Raw genomic sequence first — 20,078 nt, 5'->3', positions numbered from 1 at the left:
TTCTTATTTATATATAACAATTATAACTATTTAAGTTCTCTCACAACGATGATAGCTTCTGCTTCAAGGTTAGTAACCTCTCCTTTTACAGTAATCTTATCACCTACATTAACCGATCTGTATTGCTTAGGATCTGTCATATTAGGGATGCTTATAGTAGCACCATATTTCTTGCCATCGGCAGTTTCAACTTTAGCTGTATAACCGTCTTTGCCTTTGTTGATCTCTTTAACAACGCCCGACACTTCAACGGTTTCTCCATCTTTGTATACAGTTGCAGCAGCAGGAGCTGCAGACGCAGTAGTATCTGCAGTAGTTTCAGGAGCAGGAACTTCAATCGCCGTAGAATCTACAGCTGTTGCCGATGCATCACCCTCTGCTTTTTTGCTGCAAGATGCTATTGAAAGTACCAGTCCTAAAAGCGCAATCGATAAAATTTTCTTTTTCATAGTTTATATCTTTAACTCAAAGATAAGGATTTTCGTATATAGCAATGTTAGCAAATTATAAAAAAAACGGCTGCAAAAGCAGCCGTTAATTATAACATACAGATAGCCAGATATTAATGGCCTCCGCTTATTTTTTTATCAAAGTCAATGCCCTGCCCTCTAAGGATGCCTTTTACTTTCCATGCATAAAATGCCAGGTAGGCAAAACAGATAACGCCTACGATATAACTGGTTTTAATAGTCGTTGCATCTGCAACAAGCCCCTGAACAAAGCTCATTACACCACCACCCATAATCATCATTACAAGGAAGTTACTGCCCTGTGTTGTTTTTTTGCCAAGTCCGCTTACTGCAAGTGTAAAGATACAAGGCCATAGCGTACTACAGAAAAGACCAACGCTTGTAAAGGCATAAACGCTTACCATACCGGTTGTCGCCATACCTATCAGCAGTGCCAATATACCAAGTGCAGAGAACAACAACAGCATCGTTGCCGGGTTACCTTTACTGGCAAGGTCGGCAAGGATAAGAACGATAATTATTAATCCATATACATAGAACGGAGCAAGGTCATGCCCCATAAATGCATTTACCCCTAAGAACACTGCAAAAGCAAGGTAAGGTGCAACAAATTTAAATAATGTCTGCATCGATTTACTATCTGTAAAAGCTTCAACAGCACCTCCCCAGCGGCCTATCATCATACTTGCCCAATACAGGGAAACATAAGGCGCAATATTATGTGTAAGGAAACCAAGGTCTTTTTCAAGATATGCAGGCAGGTTGCTTGCTGTAGATACCTCTACGCCCACATAAAGAAATATGGCAAGCATACCCATTAAAAGCTGTGGATATTCAAGCGCTGATGTTTTAGGGCCTCCAATTTCTTCTTTAACAACGTCACCTTCTTCTAACGGCGGGTGGTTTGGTATCGATGAGAACTTAAGTAATACTGCAACTAATGCAAATGCAGCTCCAAGTATAAGATATGGTACCTTAACGCTTTCTATGCTAACAGCAGTGCTAGCTTCTGAAACTGATCCAAAAATCGCGAAACTCACAACCAGCGGACCAATTGTTGTACCAAAGTTGTTTATACCTCCTGCAAGGGTTAAACGCTGTGAACCTGTTATAATAGGTCCTAGAGCAATCGCGAGTGGATTTGCTACAGTTTGCTGGAGCGAGAAACCAAGGCCAACAATAAATAGACCTGAAAGCATTAATGGGAATGAGCCCATATTAGCCGCAGGATAAAATAATAATGTTCCTAATGCTGAAATTATAAGGCCTAATGATAATGAATTCTTGTAACCAATGCGGCTTACAACATCTTTTCCTGTAATAATTGAAATACCCAGGTATAAAAGCGATCCTACCGTATAGGCAATATAAAACGCAAGTGACACAAGCTGGCTCTGGCTTTGGGTTAAACTAAAAGCCGATTTAAATACAGGAATAAGGATATCGTTACTGGCAGCAACAAATCCCCAAAAGAAGAAAACGGTTACCAGCGGTATAAACTGGCCCCATTTGGTTTGTGAATTTTCAGAACTCATAATGTGATTTTAAAAGTTAATTTGTATTTGGGTTATAGATGTTTGGGTTATTCTGATTTTTTAATTTCTGTTGTTGGCCCTATGCCATTGGCATTAAAAGCTTCAATCCGGAAGTAGTATGCATCGCTCCTATCCAGCCCGCTAAAATAGTATTCATTTTTGCCATATACCATAATTGAGCCATATAATTTTTCAGGCGATTTGCCAAAATAGATCACATAACCGTCGGCGTTGGGCTCCTGCTGCCATTTGAACCATAGGTTTCGGCGCTCGCCTTTCTTTTTAGGTTCGGCACGAAGCGGAACAAAATTTTGTACAACACCCGGTTTTGCACCGTTTCCTTTCCCAAAAATCCTAAGTCCGCTAACAGCAAATTTGCCCGTAGGCATCTGGTGGTTTTCAAGTTTTATATAACGCGCCGTTGCAGGCTTGGCAAGTTCTATATAATCATGCGGCACATCTTTAGTATTTTTGCTTTTATCTACAAGCACATTCCATTTTTTGCCGTCTGTAGAACTGTAAATGATATATTTATGCCCTGTAGTAGTTTCGGGCTTACCCATCAGCTCAACATCCTGATCAGCGTAGTTTATCTGGATAGCATTTACAGCACTTGTTTCGCCGAGGTCGCTTATAATGTATTCGCCTTTTTTAGCTGTCTTTGCCGACCAATACGTCTTTATGTCTTCATCGGATATAAAGTTAGGCTGGAAGCCACCCAGTGTAGACGATACCTGAACCGGCTTGTTGTAGTTAAGCAGCATCCATCCTGAGAACGAACTTAACCTTGTGTGATCTTTATTTTCTGAAGGAAGAAAGGTTGGGTAATCGCCATAAGCGGTATTGGAATACATAACGCCATCGGCATCAAAGCCTGCAGGCCATATACCTAATCGCCTTTCAAAATTATTTTTAACAGAAAGTACTATGGTAGATATATGCCAATAGGCATTATTATTATCCTGATAGGTAGCGCCATGCCCTGCTCCTCTTGCAAAACCTCCAGGTTTGTACGAAAATGGGTTGAACGATTGGTATTCAAAAGGTCCCAGCGGATTATTGCCTACATATACGCCATCGGCATAGCCGCTAAATTCGGTTCCAGGGGCACCATATTGCAGGTAATATTTACGATTATGTTTAGTCATGAATGCGCCCTCGGTAAACGGCTGAAGAAAAGTATTGTCATTATGTTCACCAAAACGTTCCCATCCGTGTTCGTCGTCATTCAATGCCAGCAACGGAATGACTTCACCTTCCGGCTGAAAGGTTTTGCGGTTAAGCTTTACACCATACAATGGATACATATTGCTCGATCCGTAATAGAGGTATACTTCGTCCTTTTCCTTATCCCAAAAGATTTGCGGATCCCATGCGCCTGCTTCAAATTTGTGTACCAGTTCTTTCCATTCGTCTACTTTTGGGTTGGTGCTCATCCAAATCGGAAAATCTTTGGTATGCGTAGATCCTACTACCAATAGCGTATCGTTTACAAAAGATACTGATGGTGCACAAAGCTCGTCGTATACGTTGTGTTCCGGCCTTAAGAATTTACGCGGTACAAATGTCCAGTCCAGCATATTATCGCTGTGCCAATAACCCCACTGATTTGTTGAAAACAAATAATATTTGCCCTGAAAAAAAGTAATTACAGGGTCTGCCGTTGCGCGGTGTTTTCCCTGGGTTACAAAATTAGGTATAGGGCAATAACCATAATCTATATTAACAGGATTACAATAGGTTTTTTGCTGGCTGTAGCCAAAAGAAAAAACAAAGACCGCCAGTAAAGCAATATAATTTTTCATAAATACTATTTAAAGCGATCAGGCCATAACACTCTCACCTTCTTTTCAGTTCGGCGATAAGCTGCCTGTTCCTCCTGTCGGCATACATCCTGTTGAGGGATGTTACCGCCCAGATGAAGGCAGGAATCCAGCCTATTAGGGTTAACTGCAGTACGAGGCATAGCAGCCCTGACATTATTTTACCCTGCAGCATCAGCGAAAGAAACGGAAAGAAGAATGCAATTACGTATCTCATAATAAGTGATGAATTATTATGGCACTAATCTAATTAATTTTTATCGAAAAAGGCCACCTGTTACGATGGCCTTTTAGTGAATGTGAAAAATAAGTCCCTAAAATTTAAATAACTAACACAAACTTACTGTTAAGTGCTGCATCTGAATTTCCGCCTACGAATACTTCAAAATCGCCCGGCTCAGCTACAAACTTCATATCTATATTATAAAAGCGCAAATCGTCAGGAGAAAGTTCAAACTCTACGGTTTGCTTAGCTCCTTTTTTGATAAGCAGTTTTTTGAATCCTTTTAGTTCCCTTACAGGGCGCGTTACAGACCCTACAACATCTTTAACATACAATTGTACTACTTCTTCCCCATCATAGTTACCGGTATTGGCAACATCTACAGTAACTTTAAGTTTACCGTTTGCATTTAGTGCAGACGACGAAAGTTTAAGATTAGAATATTCAAATGTGGTATAGCTTAATCCGTAACCAAAGGGATACAGAGGGCTGTTATCAGAATCTGTGTAACGTGATTTGTATTTTTGCTCAGGATCTTTAGCTCCAAGGTACGGCCTTCCTGTATTTTTATGATTGTAGTAGATAGGGACCTGACCTACATTACGAGGGAAAGTCATAGGAAGTTTACCGCCTGGGTTATTCATGCCATAAAGTGTTTGCGCAATAGCATCTCCGCCCATAGTGCCCGGATACCATGCTTCAAGAATAGCGTCCATGTTTTCATTTTCCCATGTAAGCGTTAACGGACGGCCGTTAAGCAATACAAGAACTACTGGCTTATTCAGTTTTTTAAGCTCTGCAAGGAATTCTTTCTGAATGCCCGGTAAATCGATATTTGTACGTGAAGCAGCTTCGCCTGTCATGTTTTCAAATTCGCCCATTACAGCAACAATAACATCGGCATTCTTTGCACTCGCAATAGCCTTCTGTATCATGCTTCTGTCATCCTTGAGTATTTCTACGCCTCTTTCGAAACTAACTTTACTCTTGTCTGCAACAAGCTTGTTTACACCTTCCTGGATGCTGACAGCAAAACCATTCCTGTCTCCTGTTGCAGCCCATGAACCGATGATATTGAATTCATCGCTAACAAGCGGACCAACAAAAGCAACCTTTTGCTCTTTTTTAAGCGGAAGGACGTTATTGCTGTTCTTAAGCAGAACGAATGATTTGTTTGCTACGTTAAGTGCAGCATCAAGGTATTCTTTTTTAGTGATGGTCGCTTTCTCCCTTTTAGCGTCGTTGTAACGATATGGGTCATGGAAAAGTCCAAGATCATACTTTGCTTCAAGTACCCTGCGGCAGGCATCATCTATCTGTGCCATTGTTACCTTACCTTCGGCAAGAGACAGTTTTAGGTGCTTAAGGAAAACGCCTCCCACCATATCCATATCTACTCCTGCTGTAAGCGCAAGCTCACCTGCATGTGCCTCGTCTTTTGCATAGCCGTGCGGCACCATTTCGTTTATACCTGTATAATCAGTAACTACAAAGCCATTAAAGCCCCATTCTTTTTTAAGTATTCCATTTACAAGGAATTTACTTCCGGTAGATGGCACGCCCGCTATTTCGTTAAATGATGTCATGAAGGTAGCAACTCCTGCATCTACTGTAGCTTTAAATGGCGGAAGGTACACTTCCCTCAAAACCCTTTCGCTCATATCCACAGTGTTATAATCACGTCCTGCTTCGGCAGCGCCATAAGCAGCAAAGTGTTTTGTACAGGCAAGTATAGAGTTTAGCGACATCAGGTCGTTACCCTGAAAACCTTTAACACGTGCAAATGCCATTTTAGAACCAAGGAAAGTATCTTCCCCTGCTCCTTCAGATACACGGCCCCATCTTGGGTCGCGCGATATATCCACCATTGGTGCAAATGTCCAGTGTATACCTGATGCAGCCGACTCATCAGCAGCTACTTTAGCGCCAAGTTCTACTGCAGCAAGATCCCAGCTTGCTGTTTCTCCGAGTGTAATAGGGAATATAGTCCTGTATCCGTGAATAACGTCATAACCAAACAACAACGGAATTTTAAGCCTTGAGTTGTCCATATTCAACTTTTGCAGCTCACCTGTGTACTTAACACCTGTTGCATTAAGTATAGAACCAACATTTCCTTTCTTTATCTCGTCAATAAAGTTATTACCGCTCTTAGGGCCTGTAACTGTGCCGTCAGCAGTAAACTGCACTAATTGTGCAATTTTTTCGTCAACGGTCATTTTAGCCATAAGTTCCGGTATGAACTCATTGCGGGGTTTGATGTTTGTTTTCTTTGCTTTTTGGGCGTGCATGGTTGCTGAGCAAGCCAACACAAAAAGTAAGGTTCTTGAATACTTCTTCATTTTATTTTTTTAGATGTTTAATGTATAAATAGATAAATGCTTACTGCTTTGACTGCTTCAGCATCCATTCGTAAATATCTTTGTTGTCATATACCCTTGTCCAGCTGTCGTGATTGGCGTCATCAAAAATGGTGAGTTCAATATCGCCTCCGCAAGGTTTTAGCTTCCTGTAAATGGCAATGGCATATTCCACCTCTACCACATCGTCCATCAAACCATGGAAAATGCGTATTGGCAGGTTTTTCATTTTACAGTCTTCAATCATCGGTACACTATCTGCAAAACCGCAGATAGGCACAAGTGCAGCAAATGCATCAGGATGTGCAAATGCGAGCTGCCAAGCTCCCCATCCGCCCATGCTCATGCCGGTTACGTAAATCTTCTTGCTGTCTATGTTATTTTCTTTTACTATCTTTTGTATCAATCGGTACAACACTTCCTGATCCCATACTTCTTCATCTGGGCATTGTGGTGCCAATACATAAGCATCCAGTTTATGGTCTTTTAAATGTTTAAAAGGGCCATGTATTTTCACTTTCTCAAGGTCATTACCTCTTTCTCCCGATCCGTGAAGGAAAACGATCAAAGGCTTCTTCCCTTTTGCATCATCTGGTGAATGGAGCAGATAGCCCAGTTGTTTTTTTTGTACGATCTCGGTTTTAAAAGACCCGCTTTTATCCTGCTGAGCAAAACCCGTTGTAGACATGAATATTGCAAATGCAGTTATTAGAATAAGCCTGTACATTAAAATCCGTATTTACCCGAATGGAAACCAAGGTTAATAAGTCCCTGTTTAACCTCCGGTGCGTTCATAAATAAACTCCATAGCAAACCTGAACGATGGTTCTCTAACATTACTGCCATTGGCCCCTGATCTATTGCTAAATATCTTTTAGCAGACCAGTTGTACTGCTGGCTGTGTGCATCATAAAAACCGGCAGGCCCCCAAAGCAGCGAATTATGGTTCTCATAAAAGTTGCGCATAGCTGCTAACGATTCGGTTGGTGTATACACTATAGAACTGATTGCCGCTGTGGGCGAAATAACTCCCTTATCGTTGCTTGGCATGTGGGCATCATAGCCTATTGAACCATCATTGTTATGGCTGTAAGAAGCTGTAAGCCCCCAATAATTAGGTCCATATCCTGCATATCCTTTAGGATTTTCTACACAGTACTGATAGTCAATCTTTGTCTGGTTAACATTAAGATCCCAGTAATTAGCGTATTGATCGCTTAGTTGATGAGGGTCAAGTCCTACATACGAATAATGCGCCCAGAACAATGGCCCGCCAAATTCTTCTGCTCCATTGTGTTTTAAAATAAGTGGCAATCCATATTTTGTATTGTTAGAAACGATGTTTCCTCCCCTTGCCCATCCCTGGTGATACGCATCGGGTGTAATGCCATGCGTAGGTGAAGCGCTTGCCAAAACATAGGTTATAAGGCACTCATTGTACCCTTCAAGCGGAAAGTTCATTTGCCAGTCATATGTTGGCGACCAGTGCCAGTACAATACATTTTGCCCGTTACGGTACCAGTTCCAGTCAATACCTTTCCACATAGCATCATATCGTTGTGCAAGCTGCTGCTCTTCGGGAGTACCGTTTTTAAAGAACTCCCTCACGCAGATTATACCTTCTGTCAGAAAAGCCGTTTCAACAAGGTCTCCCCCATTGTCTTTTTGTCCAAAAGGCTTAACCTTACCTGTATTGCCGTCCATCCAGTGCGGCCATGCGCCATGAAAGCGGTCGGCATTTTCAAGAAAATTTGCAATTTTTTTAAACCTTTCTACACCCTCTTCGCGGGTTATATACTGTTGGTTAATACCGCCAATGATGGCCATAAGCCCAAAACCGGAACCTCCGGTAGTTACTATATGGGCATCATTATCAGGGTAGTTGCCATCAGGATGATAACGCTCACGTGCCAGGCCTGAGTTAGGCTCTGCAAAATCCCAGAAATATTTAAAAGTTTGTTTTTCAACCAGGTCTACAAGCTGCTCATCAGTTAGTTGCACGGCAGGAGTTTCAGGCTGTTCAGGAGTTCCTGATACTTTTGGATCGCCTGAGCTGCATCCTGTTGCGAAAAGCGTCGGAATGATAAGTAAATATCTGAGCATTGGCTTTGTAATTATTTTCATGCTATTAAAAAATCTTCCCCCTTACAGTAAACTATAAGGAGGAAGAATATTGGTATTAGTAATTCGGATTCTGAGTCATTGTTGGTGTCTGAATCAGCTGGTTGTAAGGTATCGGGAAAAGCTCATGTGTTCCCACGATGAAGTTTTTACCTGCTGCCTGCATTGCAGACGCTGCCTGTCCTGTTCTTACAAGGTCAAACCACCTGTCGTGTTCAAATGCAAGTTCAAGCCTTCTTTCATTCCAAATTGCCTGTCTAAGGTTTGCAGTATCTGTTACCTCACCAAGGTTTACCCTTAATCTTACAATATTTAAGTTTGTAAGGGCTGCCGCAGTGTTGCCAAGCTCATTAGCCGCTTCAGCTGCAATTAAGTGAATTTCAGCAAGCCTAAGTACACGAATGTTCTTATCGCCATCTCCTGCACCGGCATTAGCACTTGAATAAGCTTTCTCGTTGTACATTGGGTTTTCAACCGCTGCACTTACAATACGCCCGTCATAAAGTGTTTCGCCTGCAAAAATAATTGTTGCATCTCTCCTTATGTCATCTCCTGCTGCGTTATAAGCATCAAGAAGGTTTTGAGACGGCGTATTAAAGCCCCAGCCCCAGCCGCTTGTACCACGTGCACCCTGAGTTTCAGAATACTGCTGAACACCGTGAGCTACTACTTCGCCCCTTGCCTGAACTTCAAAAATAGATTCAACTCCATTTTCAGTTGTAACTCTCCATAATGTAGCATAATCGTTCTCAAGGCTATACTGGCCAGAGCCTATAACAGTCTGAGCCATATCATAAGCCTGCTGCCATTTTTTTTCATACAGATACACTTTAGCAAGTAGTGCCTGTGCAGCACCTTTAGTAGCACGGCCTAAATCTTTAGACTCATAGTCACTTTTGTTAGGCAATGTGTTTATAGCATCAAGAAGATCTGCTTCTATATAAGCATAAACCTCTTCTTTAGGAACACGTTCAGTAAGGCTAACATGCTGTAAAGGCACATCTCCAAAACCTCTTACTAAAAAGAAATAGTTATAAGCCCTAAGAAATTTAGCCTCTCCTATAAGACGATTTTTATATCCCTCATCTGTAAGGCCAAAACCTTCAGTATACTCGATAGCATAAGAAGCACGGCCTATTGCTTTGTACCAATTAGCCCACATAGCATCAAAAGATCCTGAACTGCTGGTAAACTGTAGATCATCAAGTTCTTTCTTATCACCTCCGGTATCGGATGGTGAACTTCCTTTATCTGCATTATCAGACAGCATCTCTGTAACTCCAAGGTAAGAGAATGCATAATCCCACTCCGTAAGCATACCATAAATACCATTTACGTATGCTTCAGGGGTTACAAGTTCCTGATCGTTAATATCAGTATCCTTTCTTGAATCTACGTCAAGAAAGTCATCACAGCCTGTAAGTACCGCAGCACCCATTAACAGGCATAATATTGTTTTATATTGTTTTTTCATAACTATTTTATTATAAATCTACAGAAACACCAAAAATGAATGTTTTTACATTAGGATAGGCAGAAAGCTCGATACCAGAGATTCCGTTTGCAGTAACATTTCCGTTTGAATCAGGAGTGTTAAGCTCCGGAGTAAAACCTGAATATTTTGTGATCAGGAATGGGTTCATCGCCGTTGCATATACCCTTAATCTTGGAATTTCTTTCCAAACATTATTGAAGGTATATCCTATAGTAATGTTGTTTATCCTCAAGTAGTCCGCTTTCTCTAGATAATAGCTGGATGCAATGGCATCACGGTTAGCACCAGGTTTTGTTGCAGTAGTATTATCCGGAGTCCAGCGACCGTTAAACATGTCTGCAGAGAAGTTTTCACCACCATTTATACGTGTACCTTTAAGTCCGTTATAAATTTTGTTTCCTCCTGCACCATATCCATCAACAGAAAAGTCGAAATTTTTGTAGTTGAAACCTACAGTAAGACCGTAGTTGAATTTAGGCATATAGTTACCAAAGAATTTTTTATCGGCATCATCAATTTTGCCGTCACCATTCTGGTCTTTGTATTTTAACTGTCCAGGCTGCGCAGTTGCAAGGTGTGCATTTGCATCAATATCTGCCTGGTTTTGCCATACACCGTCTGCCTCATACATCCACCATGAATAAATTGGTTGTCCATTTTGCAGCCTCTTTGTTATTTGCCCGTTAGCAAGGCTACCGCCTGTGCTTCCGTCATAAGCCGGTTTAACATTCTGTACCATATTTTGATTATGCGTAAATGTACCGCCTACAAAATAGGTAAAATCTTCTCCGATATTGTCTTTCCAATTAAGACCAATCTCAAAACCTTTATTTACGATCTCTGCACCATGATCATTATAGTTAAGGATATTAGGTGAGTTACGTAAAGGAATAACATTTAGAATTGCATTTGTTGTACGCCTGTTGTAATAATCAAAACTACCTGTTAACCTTCTGTCAAGAAGTTCAAAGTCAAGACCTGCATTAACCTCTTTAGTTACTTCCCAGCTTAGTGGTGTAGCAGGAGATCCTAAATAAGCCCCCTGCGCAAGAACCTGGCCCGGTCCAAGTACGTAGTTATAGTTGTTGCTGTCTGTTCCTCTTAAAATCACAGTCTGATTAAATTGAACATCTGCGTTACCAAGCTCACCGTAACCACCTCTTATCTTAAGAAAATCAAGTCCTTTAATATCACTTAGGAAATTTTCTCTTGTAATAACCCAACCGGCGGAAACTGATGGAAAGTTACCCCAGTATTTCTCATTGTTTTTAAATGTACTGTTACCATCCCTTCTAAAGTTAGCCGTTAAAAAGTATTTGCCATCGTAGTTATATGATAAACGTCCGAAGTAAGAAATGATTTGTTTAGCAGTATCATAATAACCTGTAGCTGAAGTTAAAGAAGCCTGATTTAAGTTCCAGTACTGTTCTTTAACAGGCACATTATATCCTGTAGATGTCTGTGTGTAATTATCATTTCTCCTGTCTCTTGTTACACCGGCAATAACGTTTACACTATGCTTGTCAAATTGCTTGTCAAATGTTAAGAATGTATCCCAGTTATAACGGAAAAACTCATCATTTTGATACGAGAGCATATTGTTTTGATATGTTGTAGATGTAGGGTTAGCCTGCTGAAGTGCGAGGAAATCAGCTTCTGTCCTCGTAGGATCTTCAGCAAGATAGCGTCCTTTAATATCATCGTAAGTCCTTGTTTTTGCATACGATTTGTTTAAACCAATCCTTGAATTCACTTTTAACCAATCGGTTAACTTCAATTCAGCATCAAACATTCCCTGTAGTGCAGTAGAATTTGTTTCTCTATTAGTAAAACCTACTGTTGCCAGCGGGTTACCGATAGAATTTAAACGTCCTATAGCATCACCTGCAGCTCCCTGATACCCTACAACACCTATTGTCTGGTTGTAAAAACTTTGTCCGTAAGCTCCATTAGCATAACGTGTTGGCACAATAGGTGCCTGTCTGTAAGCATCATCAAACGCACCAAATGGTTTTGGATTATTTTTTGTGAACGCCATACTACCTGACTGCGTAATTTTAAGTTTATCATTAAACAGTTTGAATGTATTATTCATCCTGATCACATTCCTGTTTAATTTCTGATCTTTAAGAATACCCTCTTCGCTGTAATTGTTATAGCTTACAAAATATTGCGCATTATCACTTCCTCCAGATACAGATACATTGTTCTGTACAGTATGGCCTACCTGAGCAACTTCTTTAAACCAATCTGTGTTATAAGGCTGGTTTGCAGTAAGGAAACCTGTAGTTCTTCCCTGAGCAGCAAGATTTTCGTTGTAATATGTAACATACTGTGAAGCACTTGCCATATCAACCTGATTAAGAATTGATTTTGCAGCGTAGCTTGAGCTTGCAGAAAGGGTCATTTTACCTGATTTACCTTTTTTAGTAGTAATCAAAACAACACCGTTTGCAGCATTAGATCCATAGATCGCAGCAGATGAAGCATCTTTCAGGATGTCCATAGATTCGATATCTGCAGGGCTGATGTTTTTAATATCTGTAGTGACGATACCATCAACTACATATAAAGGCTCTGTTCCCGATGCAGCAGTACCTAAACCCCTGATCCTAACTGTAGGAGCAGCTCCGGGAGCATCATTATTGATAATCTGTACACCCGCAACCTTACCCTGGATAGACCCCATGGCATTAAATGCCGGCTGTTTTGTAAACTGATCTGCTTTTACAGAGCCAATGGCGCCTGTTAAATTAGATCTCTTTTGAGTACCATATCCCACAACAACAACCTCTTCAAGATTGTTTGCTGCGCTGGTTTTCATGGATACCGACATAGCGCCTGCTGTGGCCGCTACAGTTATTTTATCAAACCCAATCATGGAAAAAGTGATCATATCGCCTGCTTTACCGGCAATAGAAAATTTACCATCAAGATCTGATGATGCTACGGCACCAGAAGACGAAGAGATGTATGCATCCGGTATCGGCTGCCCATCAGAATCGACTACTGTACCTGTAATTTCCTGACCGTAGGTAACGATGCTACCAAGCAGCAGGAATAAAACAAGAATAAAGTTTTTCATATTGTTGAATATGTTAAAGAGTTAGTAGCACGAAAGTAATCACTACATCGTTGTAGTCAATACATTTTAAGCATATCTTAACTACATCATTTCAATCAAAATACAACATAAAACTCTATATTACAACAATTTAAACATTACTATAATACATCTAAAAAATAGCAATTGATGTAGTATTGATGTAGTATTCAATAGTTAATTTTTTAGTTTAAAAATTGAATAAAATAAATTATAACTGGAATAAATTACACATTTATCATGAAGCGGGTAAGGCTTTCCTCCTGTGTAATATCAAGCTTTTTGCGAAGTCTGTATCGGTGAAGTTCTACGCCGCGATATGATATATTCATTAGGGGAGCAATTTCTTTTGATGACAAATTCATCTTAAGATAAATACAAAGTTTAATATCTTTTGAAGTAAGGGTTGGATATTTTTTAGATAACCTGTCTACAAACTCTTCATGACTTTTTACCAGGTTTTTCTCAAAACTCTGCCATTCGTTTTTGCTAAGGGTATTGGTTTTAATGATTTTCTTGATTGCTGATTTAAGTTCAGCAGTATTTTGCTTTACTTCTAAAGCCTCCTGAATGCTTTCAATCATTTCATTGTGCTTGGCAATAGATAACGATTTACCCGCAACTTCAGATGCCTTACTCTGCACCTCTACTTCGAGCATATGTTTCTCATGCTGTTGCTTCCTTAATTTATTTTCGGCCTCCATTTCAAGTTCCAGAATTTGTCGCCTGTGCTTAAGCTCCTCTTCGTTAAGTTTTATCTGCTCCATGTACCTTACCTTATTCCACCTATAGTATAGGAAAAAAACTATAGCTACAAACAACACATAAACCAAGATCATCCAGAAAGAAAAATACCATGGGCTGGAAACATAAAACTTAAAATCACCCAATTTTATATTGTTTTTACCATCGTTATAAAAAACTTCTAACTCCTGTTTTCCCCCTCCAAGATTATTAAGCGTAAGATGACCGTTACCTACAGGCAAAAATTCGTCCGATCCGTTGAGCGTATAGGTAAGATCAGGCCTGCTAAATCCATAAAATTCAGGTTTGACATCTATCTCTACAGATTGGTTGTATTTAATTTTAGTATTGTAATCTATCAGCTCGTTGTCGTAAAATCCTTCAATACTGATCTTTTGCCGTTTTTCTGATCTTTCAGTGGGAGTAAAAGCTATAAAACCGTCATCAAGGTTTACCAATAGCTGCCCATTGTCATTGTAAACCTGTATATTATCAAGGATTAGCTTGCTGCGATAGTATTTTTCAGGAAGGAGTTTCCATAAAAAATCATTTTTACCCGCAGTTATAAGATACAGCTGCGATGCTTTTACCACCATAAACTGATCGTCGTCTACAGGAATAATATCTGAAATGCCTTTAAATGCGGTATTAAATATTTTATCTTCTTCCAGCTTATTGGCAATGCCATTATATACATACCATACATTATTGATAAGAAACAATATCTCATTTCTAAAATTAAAGATCTTTACTCCATAATCTCCTGATATCTTATTCGTGCTTGAAATATTTTCAACTTCTTTTACCTTAAAATCTTTGCTGTAGGTAATGCGGTAAAGGCTTCGGTTATTATCTGCCGCCCATATTTCTCCCGGCTTATTTTGGGCAATATTCCGTATAGGCTTATTAAGCTTATCCAATTTAGTTACCTTAGTAAGGTCGTTTATATCTTTATACACAGCAATACCGGTATAGTTTGCCTGAAAATAAACGTTATCATACTGGCTCTTCAAAAATTTCCATCCGCCGTTAACAGGGTTTTTCCATTGCAGTGCATTACCATCATATAAGAATGTCCCATCGTTATGGCCTATTATAAAACGGTCGCCTTCCTTATAAATATCCCATACCTGCCCCTGCGAATTTGGAATGGCATTTAATTGCTTATTCTTATGTGTAAAAATACCGTGATTCGTAACCAGAAGATGACCGCCATTATTAAGTGCAGCCAATGAATATACTGATCCTAACAACCCGGAATTATCTAAAAATATAGATACCGGCGAATTAATCTCAATGTGAGAGATGCCGTTATCAAGCCCAAGCCAAAGATCTTTTTCTTTATCAAAAGCTATAGACAGCACCGTATTATTCTTGATGCTGTTATTACGATTGATGTTTTTATAGGTATTGTCGGCAAGGTTAATTACATAAAGTCCGTTACGGCCTGTACCTAACGCCAGTACTTTGTCGTCAAGAAACTTTCCTGCAGTTATTACATTATCCTTTATTATAGCATTTAGAGGATTGTTCCAATTTTCAAGCTTTCCGGCAGAATTAGAAACAAGTATCCCATTGTTTTTGGTGAAAATATAAAAGACTCCACCCTTTTTTTCTATACTGTGTATAATGTTGCCCTCAGCAAGATTCCAATTGGGCATCTTCGTAAAGGTTTCTCCGTTCATTACAAAAATCCCTTTACGTACTGTTGCAACGTATATTACATTATCTATAACATAGCAATAGGATATCTGTTCAGGAAACCTGATTTTTTTTATAGCAGTGCCATCATAAACGTAAATCTCGTTAAACCCCTGAAAATAAATACTGCTGCCTTTCTTAAATATTTTCCAAACCTCCTCGTTATCCGCATTTCCGCTAAACAATTTCGGATTGATCTTTGATATAGATGTATATACCATTTTACCTTCAACCCTCTTAAAGAAACCAAATTCTCTGTAAGAACCACAGTATATCTTATCTCCATCTACAAAAACAGAACGGATGATGGTTTTATTTGGGAGCGAATATTTTTCCCATTTTACACCATTATACCGAATAAAATAATGGTTGTTAGCAAAATACATTGCATTGTCATTACCCTGAACAACGTTCCATACCTGGTTGTCACCATTATATTCTGACTTGGTAAAATTTTCTACAAAAGGCAAAAGTTCCTGAGAAGAGACTATCGAGAAACAGAATAAGAGAAAAACTGAGAATATATTTTTCAGGAACATATCGGGAGCGGTTAGAATGATAAATTTAATCAAAACAAAAATAGCAAAAGTGCAAAAAAAATGCCCCTATATATGGGGCACGTTTTCTTTTTCTGTTATATAGTCCTTGAGATAGCTAAATCTTTCGGTCAGCCTTCCGTTATCGGTTATCTGAGATCGGCTTAGCACCCCATCTTTATCGTTATTAAAGAAGGCAGGAATGATATGATCAAGAAACATTCTTCCAAAACCTTCACTTGCATCTTTAGGGAGTTCACAAGGTAAATTGTCTACCGCCATAACCACAATTGAAGCAGGATGATGAACATCAACCTCAACACCTTCTGATGGATGGTAGCCATAAAAAGGTTCTGCAATGGTAGACGACCTTAGCGTACACGCCACAGGCCCGTTTATATCGCACGAAATATCGGCAACGATCTTAATCCTGTTATCTGCAGCCTTAAGCATATCAGCCGATAATATAACAGGGGCATTATTGCCATAAAAATGTCCTGCAATAAATATATCAGATTCTTTGGAAAAGCGCGCAAAGTCTGACTCATAGCCTGATGGATCGTGATAAAACTCATTTTTATCAAATGGCTTTCCGTCTTTTCTTCTATTATAATGCTCTACATCAATATGAACATATACAGGCTCAGTATAATTTTTTGAAAAATAATTCTCTACTGAAACCTCCTTAATCTTCATACCATCAAGCATTTCCTTGGCCCCCATACCTACTTTACCGAAACCGGTAAGGACAATTTTTACGGGTGGCAATACCTGTTTTTTAAGCCTTGCAATAAGCATGCTCTTATCATGAAGCGTTTCAGCCTTTGGCAAATTAAACAGCTCATATTTAACTCCAAGTGCTCTTATACAATTGTATGCACCCACGTTCCCTGCATATTTACCAAAACCTATAAGACGCTTACCATCTGCATCTACAAACGTTTCATGATCATAAAGATCTATTTCTTTATCTATTATTGCCTGCAAAAGTTTTTGGTTATGAGGCTGTTTTTTAATAGTATGCGAAAAAAATATATACTTTTTTTGAGGTATAAGATCATCAACAGGAACTTCCTTAACACCTATAAGCACATCGCAATCAGACATATCTGTGCTCACTTCAAATCCTTTTGCGGTATATTCGGCATCAGTAAATACTCGAATTTCAGATGCTTCTACCTTAATTTCAGCCTGCGGATAATTATTGCGTAGTTCTGCCAGTTCTTCAGGCGAAAAAACTACTCTCTTGTCTGGCGGTGATTTTCTCTCTGTTATTATACCAAATTTCATAGCAATCAAAATTCTTAAAGTATACTAATTTGTTAGTTTAAAGTTTGCTAAAACGTTATGAATACAATAATATAACACAAACTTAAAAATTGTTTTCAAATATAACAGTTATTACTACTGTAAGCAATTAATATTTGAAAAATATATTGTTATATTTGCACAGTGATTTGGTACCGTTTTTGATATTATTAAATCATATACTTTAAATGGGGTCGACTGGTTTTGACAGCAGGCCGAATTGAACAGTAAGCACGTCGAGAACAGGGGTTAGTTCTCGTTAATAAATTGGCCTCAAACTTATAAACGGCGAAAATAACTACGCTCTAGCTGCTTAATCTAAATTAAAGTAAGATTAGCCTCGTCCCTGCAAGGCAGGGAGGCAGGATTCTCCTGAAAAGCCCTGGTTTATGGCGTTTCGTTTAGGAGAACCGTAAAAGTAAACCTGGGGGTTTCTTCGCTTCGCGGAAGCCCTGAGAAAACAGAAGATAAGTGTTGTGTGGTAGTTTTTGGCCTTGCACAACAACGAAAAACCAAGCGAAAACTAAACGTGTAGAAAGCTCTTTGCTTCCCTGTTTGGACCCGGGTTCGATTCCCGGCGATTCCACACCAATAAAAAACCTGCTTAACTTCTTAAGCAGGTTTTTTTATTACATAAAGTTTAATGTAGCATTAGCCATGTTTTTTATTATTTTGACTTTTATTAAGTGCAAGCAGCACTAGGCCTAAACCTGCACATGCAAGTAAAGCTACACTGATATTTTTATTCCTCACCGTCATTGGTTTATTTCCGTAAACGCGAAGCGGTTCTTTAGAATTTTCTAAAACATTTCCGGCATTACCCTCTTTGTTCTGGTTAGACCTCATCTTTATCCGTACAGCTGAGGAAGCAGTATTAATTATCAGTTTAGGAAACAGCCTGTACATATTTGTAATAACCGCAGACCTAAAGTCAGGAAAAAGGTCTTTTTTAGGATGTTTTGCCAATTCAACCATTTTTGCCGCCGTTTCGCGCGGGTCTGAAGCTACAGGAGGAATTGTCATAGCAAAACCTGAATATTTAGCCGAATGTAAATTGCCCGTGGAGTTTTGTAGCTGAGGATAGAGGTTACTAATGTGAATATTTTTTCTATTAGAAATTTCACCTTGCAGGCATTCCATCATGCCCCTTATGCCATATTTAGTAGCAGAGTACACAGCACTATAGGGCGCAGGCATAAAGCCACCAATAGACACATTGTTAATTAAAATTCCTTCATTTTGACTTTTAAATATTTTTATAGCATTGTAAGCGCCATGCATGTATCCAAATAAGTTGGTCTTAATTACCTGCTCATGGATTTCCATTGGGATCTCTTCAAACTTCCCACTAGCCATTACACCGGCATTATTAACCCAAACATCAACCACACCGTTTATTTTTAAAGCTTCTGCTGCTATTCTTTCAACGTCTTCCGCTACCGACATATCTGCGGAAACCCCAATAGCTGTAACACCTAATCCCTGGCAGAGCGCTACCACTTCATTAATACCTTCCTGTCCCCTTGCAGCTATAACGACATTTGAACCTTGCAGCGCAAATGCTTCGGCTGCAGCACGGCCAACACCACTGCTCGCACCTGTAATAACTACTGTCTTGCCCTTCAAACTGTTCTTAACTTTTTCCATCCCTTTATATACTTAAGTGTATTTTCAATAATTAATGCTTTTAGCAGTATAATAATCTCCTTTATGCAACAGAAGCAGGGAAGATGATTATTCATTTAAATTACTAAGAATAACTTTTATTGCGCTTAGGTTTAAGAAAACTTTAGTCGTTAAAAGTCAAAAACTTACAGTACAGGCTTTTTATCCTATTTACTAATACTACGCAATGCAGCTATTTCCCTGCGCATTCCCTGTAGTACATCTCTAATCGTTTCAGGGCTGTCATCGGGTTCAGATTCGTGGGTAGCAATACTGCAGGCATACTCCCATATTTCAAGTATTTCAGATGCTTTTATTACGTAAGGATCATAAAGCGTATTATCAGAACTTAGCGTCAGGCTGTTCTTGCCATTCTTGTTAAGCCGTTTATAAACAATACCCTCATTTTTAGTCAGAAGAATATATGTCCTCCCATCCCTCACCTCGCCCAGCTGTTCTATATATTTACCAATGATAAAAGAACCATCCCTGTGCGGTGGCATAGAATCGCCCACGACAGGAAATGCACGGAATTTACCATTCTTAAGAAATGGCAGTGAGATGTGCTGCAACCCCTCAATAAACTCAGGGTCACTGTAGCCGGCCATATAGCCTGCCCGCGCTTTATGAGGAATGATCTCAATCATATTCTCTCCTGATTTTTCTACTGTAATAGGCAGCAGGATGCGGTTGTCATCTAATTTTATTAATCCCTCCATGTCAATCTTTCGGATATCTACCGTAAGCAGCAGGTCTATGCTAATATGGTAGTAGCGGGATAACCTGATCAGCGTTTCATAGGGGGGCTGTGATTTTCCTTGTTCGTATTTCGCAAGGCTGTCACGGCTTATAGACAGGCTTTCGGCTACGAAATCCTGCGAAACATCTTTTGTAACCCTAAGGTGGCGGATATTGTCAGAGAATAAAGACATATGTATTTTGGGATTATTTATCCCAACAAATATACATAATATTGGGAATATCTGTCCTAATT

At 39.5% G+C, this 20,078-nt stretch carries 13 protein-coding genes and 1 other RNA gene; 1 reads left to right on the top strand and 13 read right to left on the bottom strand.

Going from position 1 to position 20,078, the window contains the following annotated elements; all coding sequences use genetic code 11:
- Positions 1-26 precede the first annotated feature (26 nt).
- From R1T16_RS06895 to R1T16_RS06845, 11 genes are all read right to left on the bottom strand, one after another.
- On the bottom strand, positions 27-449 hold the full coding sequence (locus R1T16_RS06895) for an OB-fold protein (protein WP_317500365.1): 423 nt from the start codon (positions 447-449) through the stop codon (positions 27-29).
- Positions 450-562: 113 nt separating this feature from the next.
- On the bottom strand, positions 563-2,005 hold the full coding sequence (locus tag R1T16_RS06890; RefSeq protein WP_317500364.1) for an MFS transporter: 1,443 nt from the start codon (positions 2,003-2,005) through the stop codon (positions 563-565).
- A 47-nt stretch (positions 2,006-2,052) separates the two neighbouring features.
- Complete coding sequence (locus tag R1T16_RS06885; protein WP_317500363.1) at positions 2,053-3,810, bottom strand: discoidin domain-containing protein; 1,758 nt, start codon at positions 3,808-3,810, stop codon at positions 2,053-2,055.
- Between the two features lie 34 nt (positions 3,811-3,844).
- A complete protein-coding gene (locus R1T16_RS06880; protein WP_317500362.1) occupies positions 3,845-4,045 on the bottom strand; it encodes a YqaE/Pmp3 family membrane protein in 201 nt (66 codons plus the stop codon).
- A 104-nt stretch (positions 4,046-4,149) separates the two neighbouring features.
- A complete protein-coding gene (gene bglX, locus R1T16_RS06875) occupies positions 4,150-6,393 on the bottom strand; it encodes a beta-glucosidase BglX (protein WP_317500361.1) in 2,244 nt (747 codons plus the stop codon).
- A gap of 40 nt (positions 6,394-6,433) precedes the next feature.
- The gene (locus R1T16_RS06870) at positions 6,434-7,138 is read right to left on the bottom strand and encodes a prolyl oligopeptidase family serine peptidase (protein WP_317500360.1); all 705 of its coding nucleotides are present in this window, start codon (positions 7,136-7,138) and stop codon (positions 6,434-6,436) included.
- Positions 7,138-8,514 carry a glucoamylase family protein gene (locus R1T16_RS06865; RefSeq protein ID WP_317500359.1) on the bottom strand — a complete coding sequence of 459 codons (1,377 nt, stop codon included), beginning with the start codon at positions 8,512-8,514 and terminating at the stop codon, positions 7,138-7,140. The genes R1T16_RS06870 and R1T16_RS06865 overlap by 1 nt, the downstream gene beginning before the upstream one ends.
- 76 nt (positions 8,515-8,590) lie before the next feature.
- Positions 8,591-10,006, bottom strand: coding sequence for a RagB/SusD family nutrient uptake outer membrane protein (locus R1T16_RS06860; protein WP_317500358.1), 1,416 nt, complete (start codon positions 10,004-10,006; stop codon positions 8,591-8,593).
- A gap of 10 nt (positions 10,007-10,016) precedes the next feature.
- Positions 10,017-13,112: a TonB-dependent receptor gene (locus R1T16_RS06855; protein ID WP_317500357.1), complete on the bottom strand. Its 3,096-nt coding sequence runs from the start codon at positions 13,110-13,112 to the stop codon at positions 10,017-10,019.
- A 245-nt stretch (positions 13,113-13,357) separates the two neighbouring features.
- A complete protein-coding gene (locus R1T16_RS06850) occupies positions 13,358-16,114 on the bottom strand; it encodes a LuxR C-terminal-related transcriptional regulator (protein ID WP_317500356.1) in 2,757 nt (918 codons plus the stop codon).
- 66 nt (positions 16,115-16,180) lie between these two features.
- Positions 16,181-17,401 (bottom strand): NAD(P)-dependent oxidoreductase, encoded by a 1,221-nt coding sequence (locus tag R1T16_RS06845; protein WP_317500355.1) that lies wholly within the window; start codon positions 17,399-17,401, stop codon positions 16,181-16,183.
- Between the two features lie 208 nt (positions 17,402-17,609).
- On the opposite strand from R1T16_RS06845, the gene ssrA reads away from it, so the two are divergent.
- Positions 17,610-18,008: a transfer-messenger RNA gene (gene ssrA, locus R1T16_RS06840) on the top strand.
- Positions 18,009-18,070: 62 nt separating this feature from the next.
- Here the strand turns inward: ssrA and R1T16_RS06835 are convergent.
- Both R1T16_RS06835 and R1T16_RS06830 read right to left on the bottom strand, forming a co-directional pair.
- Positions 18,071-19,066 (bottom strand): SDR family NAD(P)-dependent oxidoreductase, encoded by a 996-nt coding sequence (locus R1T16_RS06835; protein WP_317500354.1) that lies wholly within the window; start codon positions 19,064-19,066, stop codon positions 18,071-18,073.
- A 185-nt stretch (positions 19,067-19,251) separates the two neighbouring features.
- Complete coding sequence (locus tag R1T16_RS06830; RefSeq protein WP_317500353.1) at positions 19,252-20,016, bottom strand: LexA family transcriptional regulator; 765 nt, start codon at positions 20,014-20,016, stop codon at positions 19,252-19,254.
- Positions 20,017-20,078: the final 62 nt, after the last annotated feature.

This window comes from Flavobacterium sp. DG1-102-2 (genome assembly GCF_033042555.1).
In the GTDB taxonomy this organism is placed as follows: Bacteria; Bacteroidota; Bacteroidia; order Flavobacteriales; family Flavobacteriaceae; genus Flavobacterium.
The sequence above is the reverse complement of the archived record's forward strand: the minus strand, read 5'-3'. Positions and strand labels throughout refer to the sequence as shown.

Excerpts from the sequence above, each read along its gene's own strand:
- R1T16_RS06895 (WP_317500365.1), bottom strand. The coding sequence starts at position 449 with ATGAAAAAGAAAATTTTATCGATTGCGCTTTTAGGACTGGTACTTTCA.
- R1T16_RS06890 (WP_317500364.1), bottom strand. The coding sequence starts at position 2,005 with ATGAGTTCTGAAAATTCACAAACCAAATGGGGCCAGTTTATACCGCTG.
- R1T16_RS06885 (WP_317500363.1), bottom strand. The coding sequence starts at position 3,810 with ATGAAAAATTATATTGCTTTACTGGCGGTCTTTGTTTTTTCTTTTGGC.
- R1T16_RS06880 (WP_317500362.1), bottom strand. The coding sequence starts at position 4,045 with ATGAGATACGTAATTGCATTCTTCTTTCCGTTTCTTTCGCTGATGCTG.
- bglX (WP_317500361.1), bottom strand. The coding sequence starts at position 6,393 with ATGAAGAAGTATTCAAGAACCTTACTTTTTGTGTTGGCTTGCTCAGCA.
- R1T16_RS06870 (WP_317500360.1), bottom strand. The coding sequence starts at position 7,138 with ATGTACAGGCTTATTCTAATAACTGCATTTGCAATATTCATGTCTACA.
- R1T16_RS06865 (WP_317500359.1), bottom strand. The coding sequence starts at position 8,514 with ATGCTCAGATATTTACTTATCATTCCGACGCTTTTCGCAACAGGATGC.
- R1T16_RS06860 (WP_317500358.1), bottom strand. The coding sequence starts at position 10,006 with ATGAAAAAACAATATAAAACAATATTATGCCTGTTAATGGGTGCTGCG.
- R1T16_RS06855 (WP_317500357.1), bottom strand. The coding sequence starts at position 13,112 with ATGAAAAACTTTATTCTTGTTTTATTCCTGCTGCTTGGTAGCATCGTT.
- R1T16_RS06850 (WP_317500356.1), bottom strand. The coding sequence starts at position 16,114 with ATGTTCCTGAAAAATATATTCTCAGTTTTTCTCTTATTCTGTTTCTCG.
- R1T16_RS06845 (WP_317500355.1), bottom strand. The coding sequence starts at position 17,401 with ATGAAATTTGGTATAATAACAGAGAGAAAATCACCGCCAGACAAGAGA.
- R1T16_RS06835 (WP_317500354.1), bottom strand. The coding sequence starts at position 19,066 with ATGGAAAAAGTTAAGAACAGTTTGAAGGGCAAGACAGTAGTTATTACA.
- R1T16_RS06830 (WP_317500353.1), bottom strand. The coding sequence starts at position 20,016 with ATGTCTTTATTCTCTGACAATATCCGCCACCTTAGGGTTACAAAAGAT.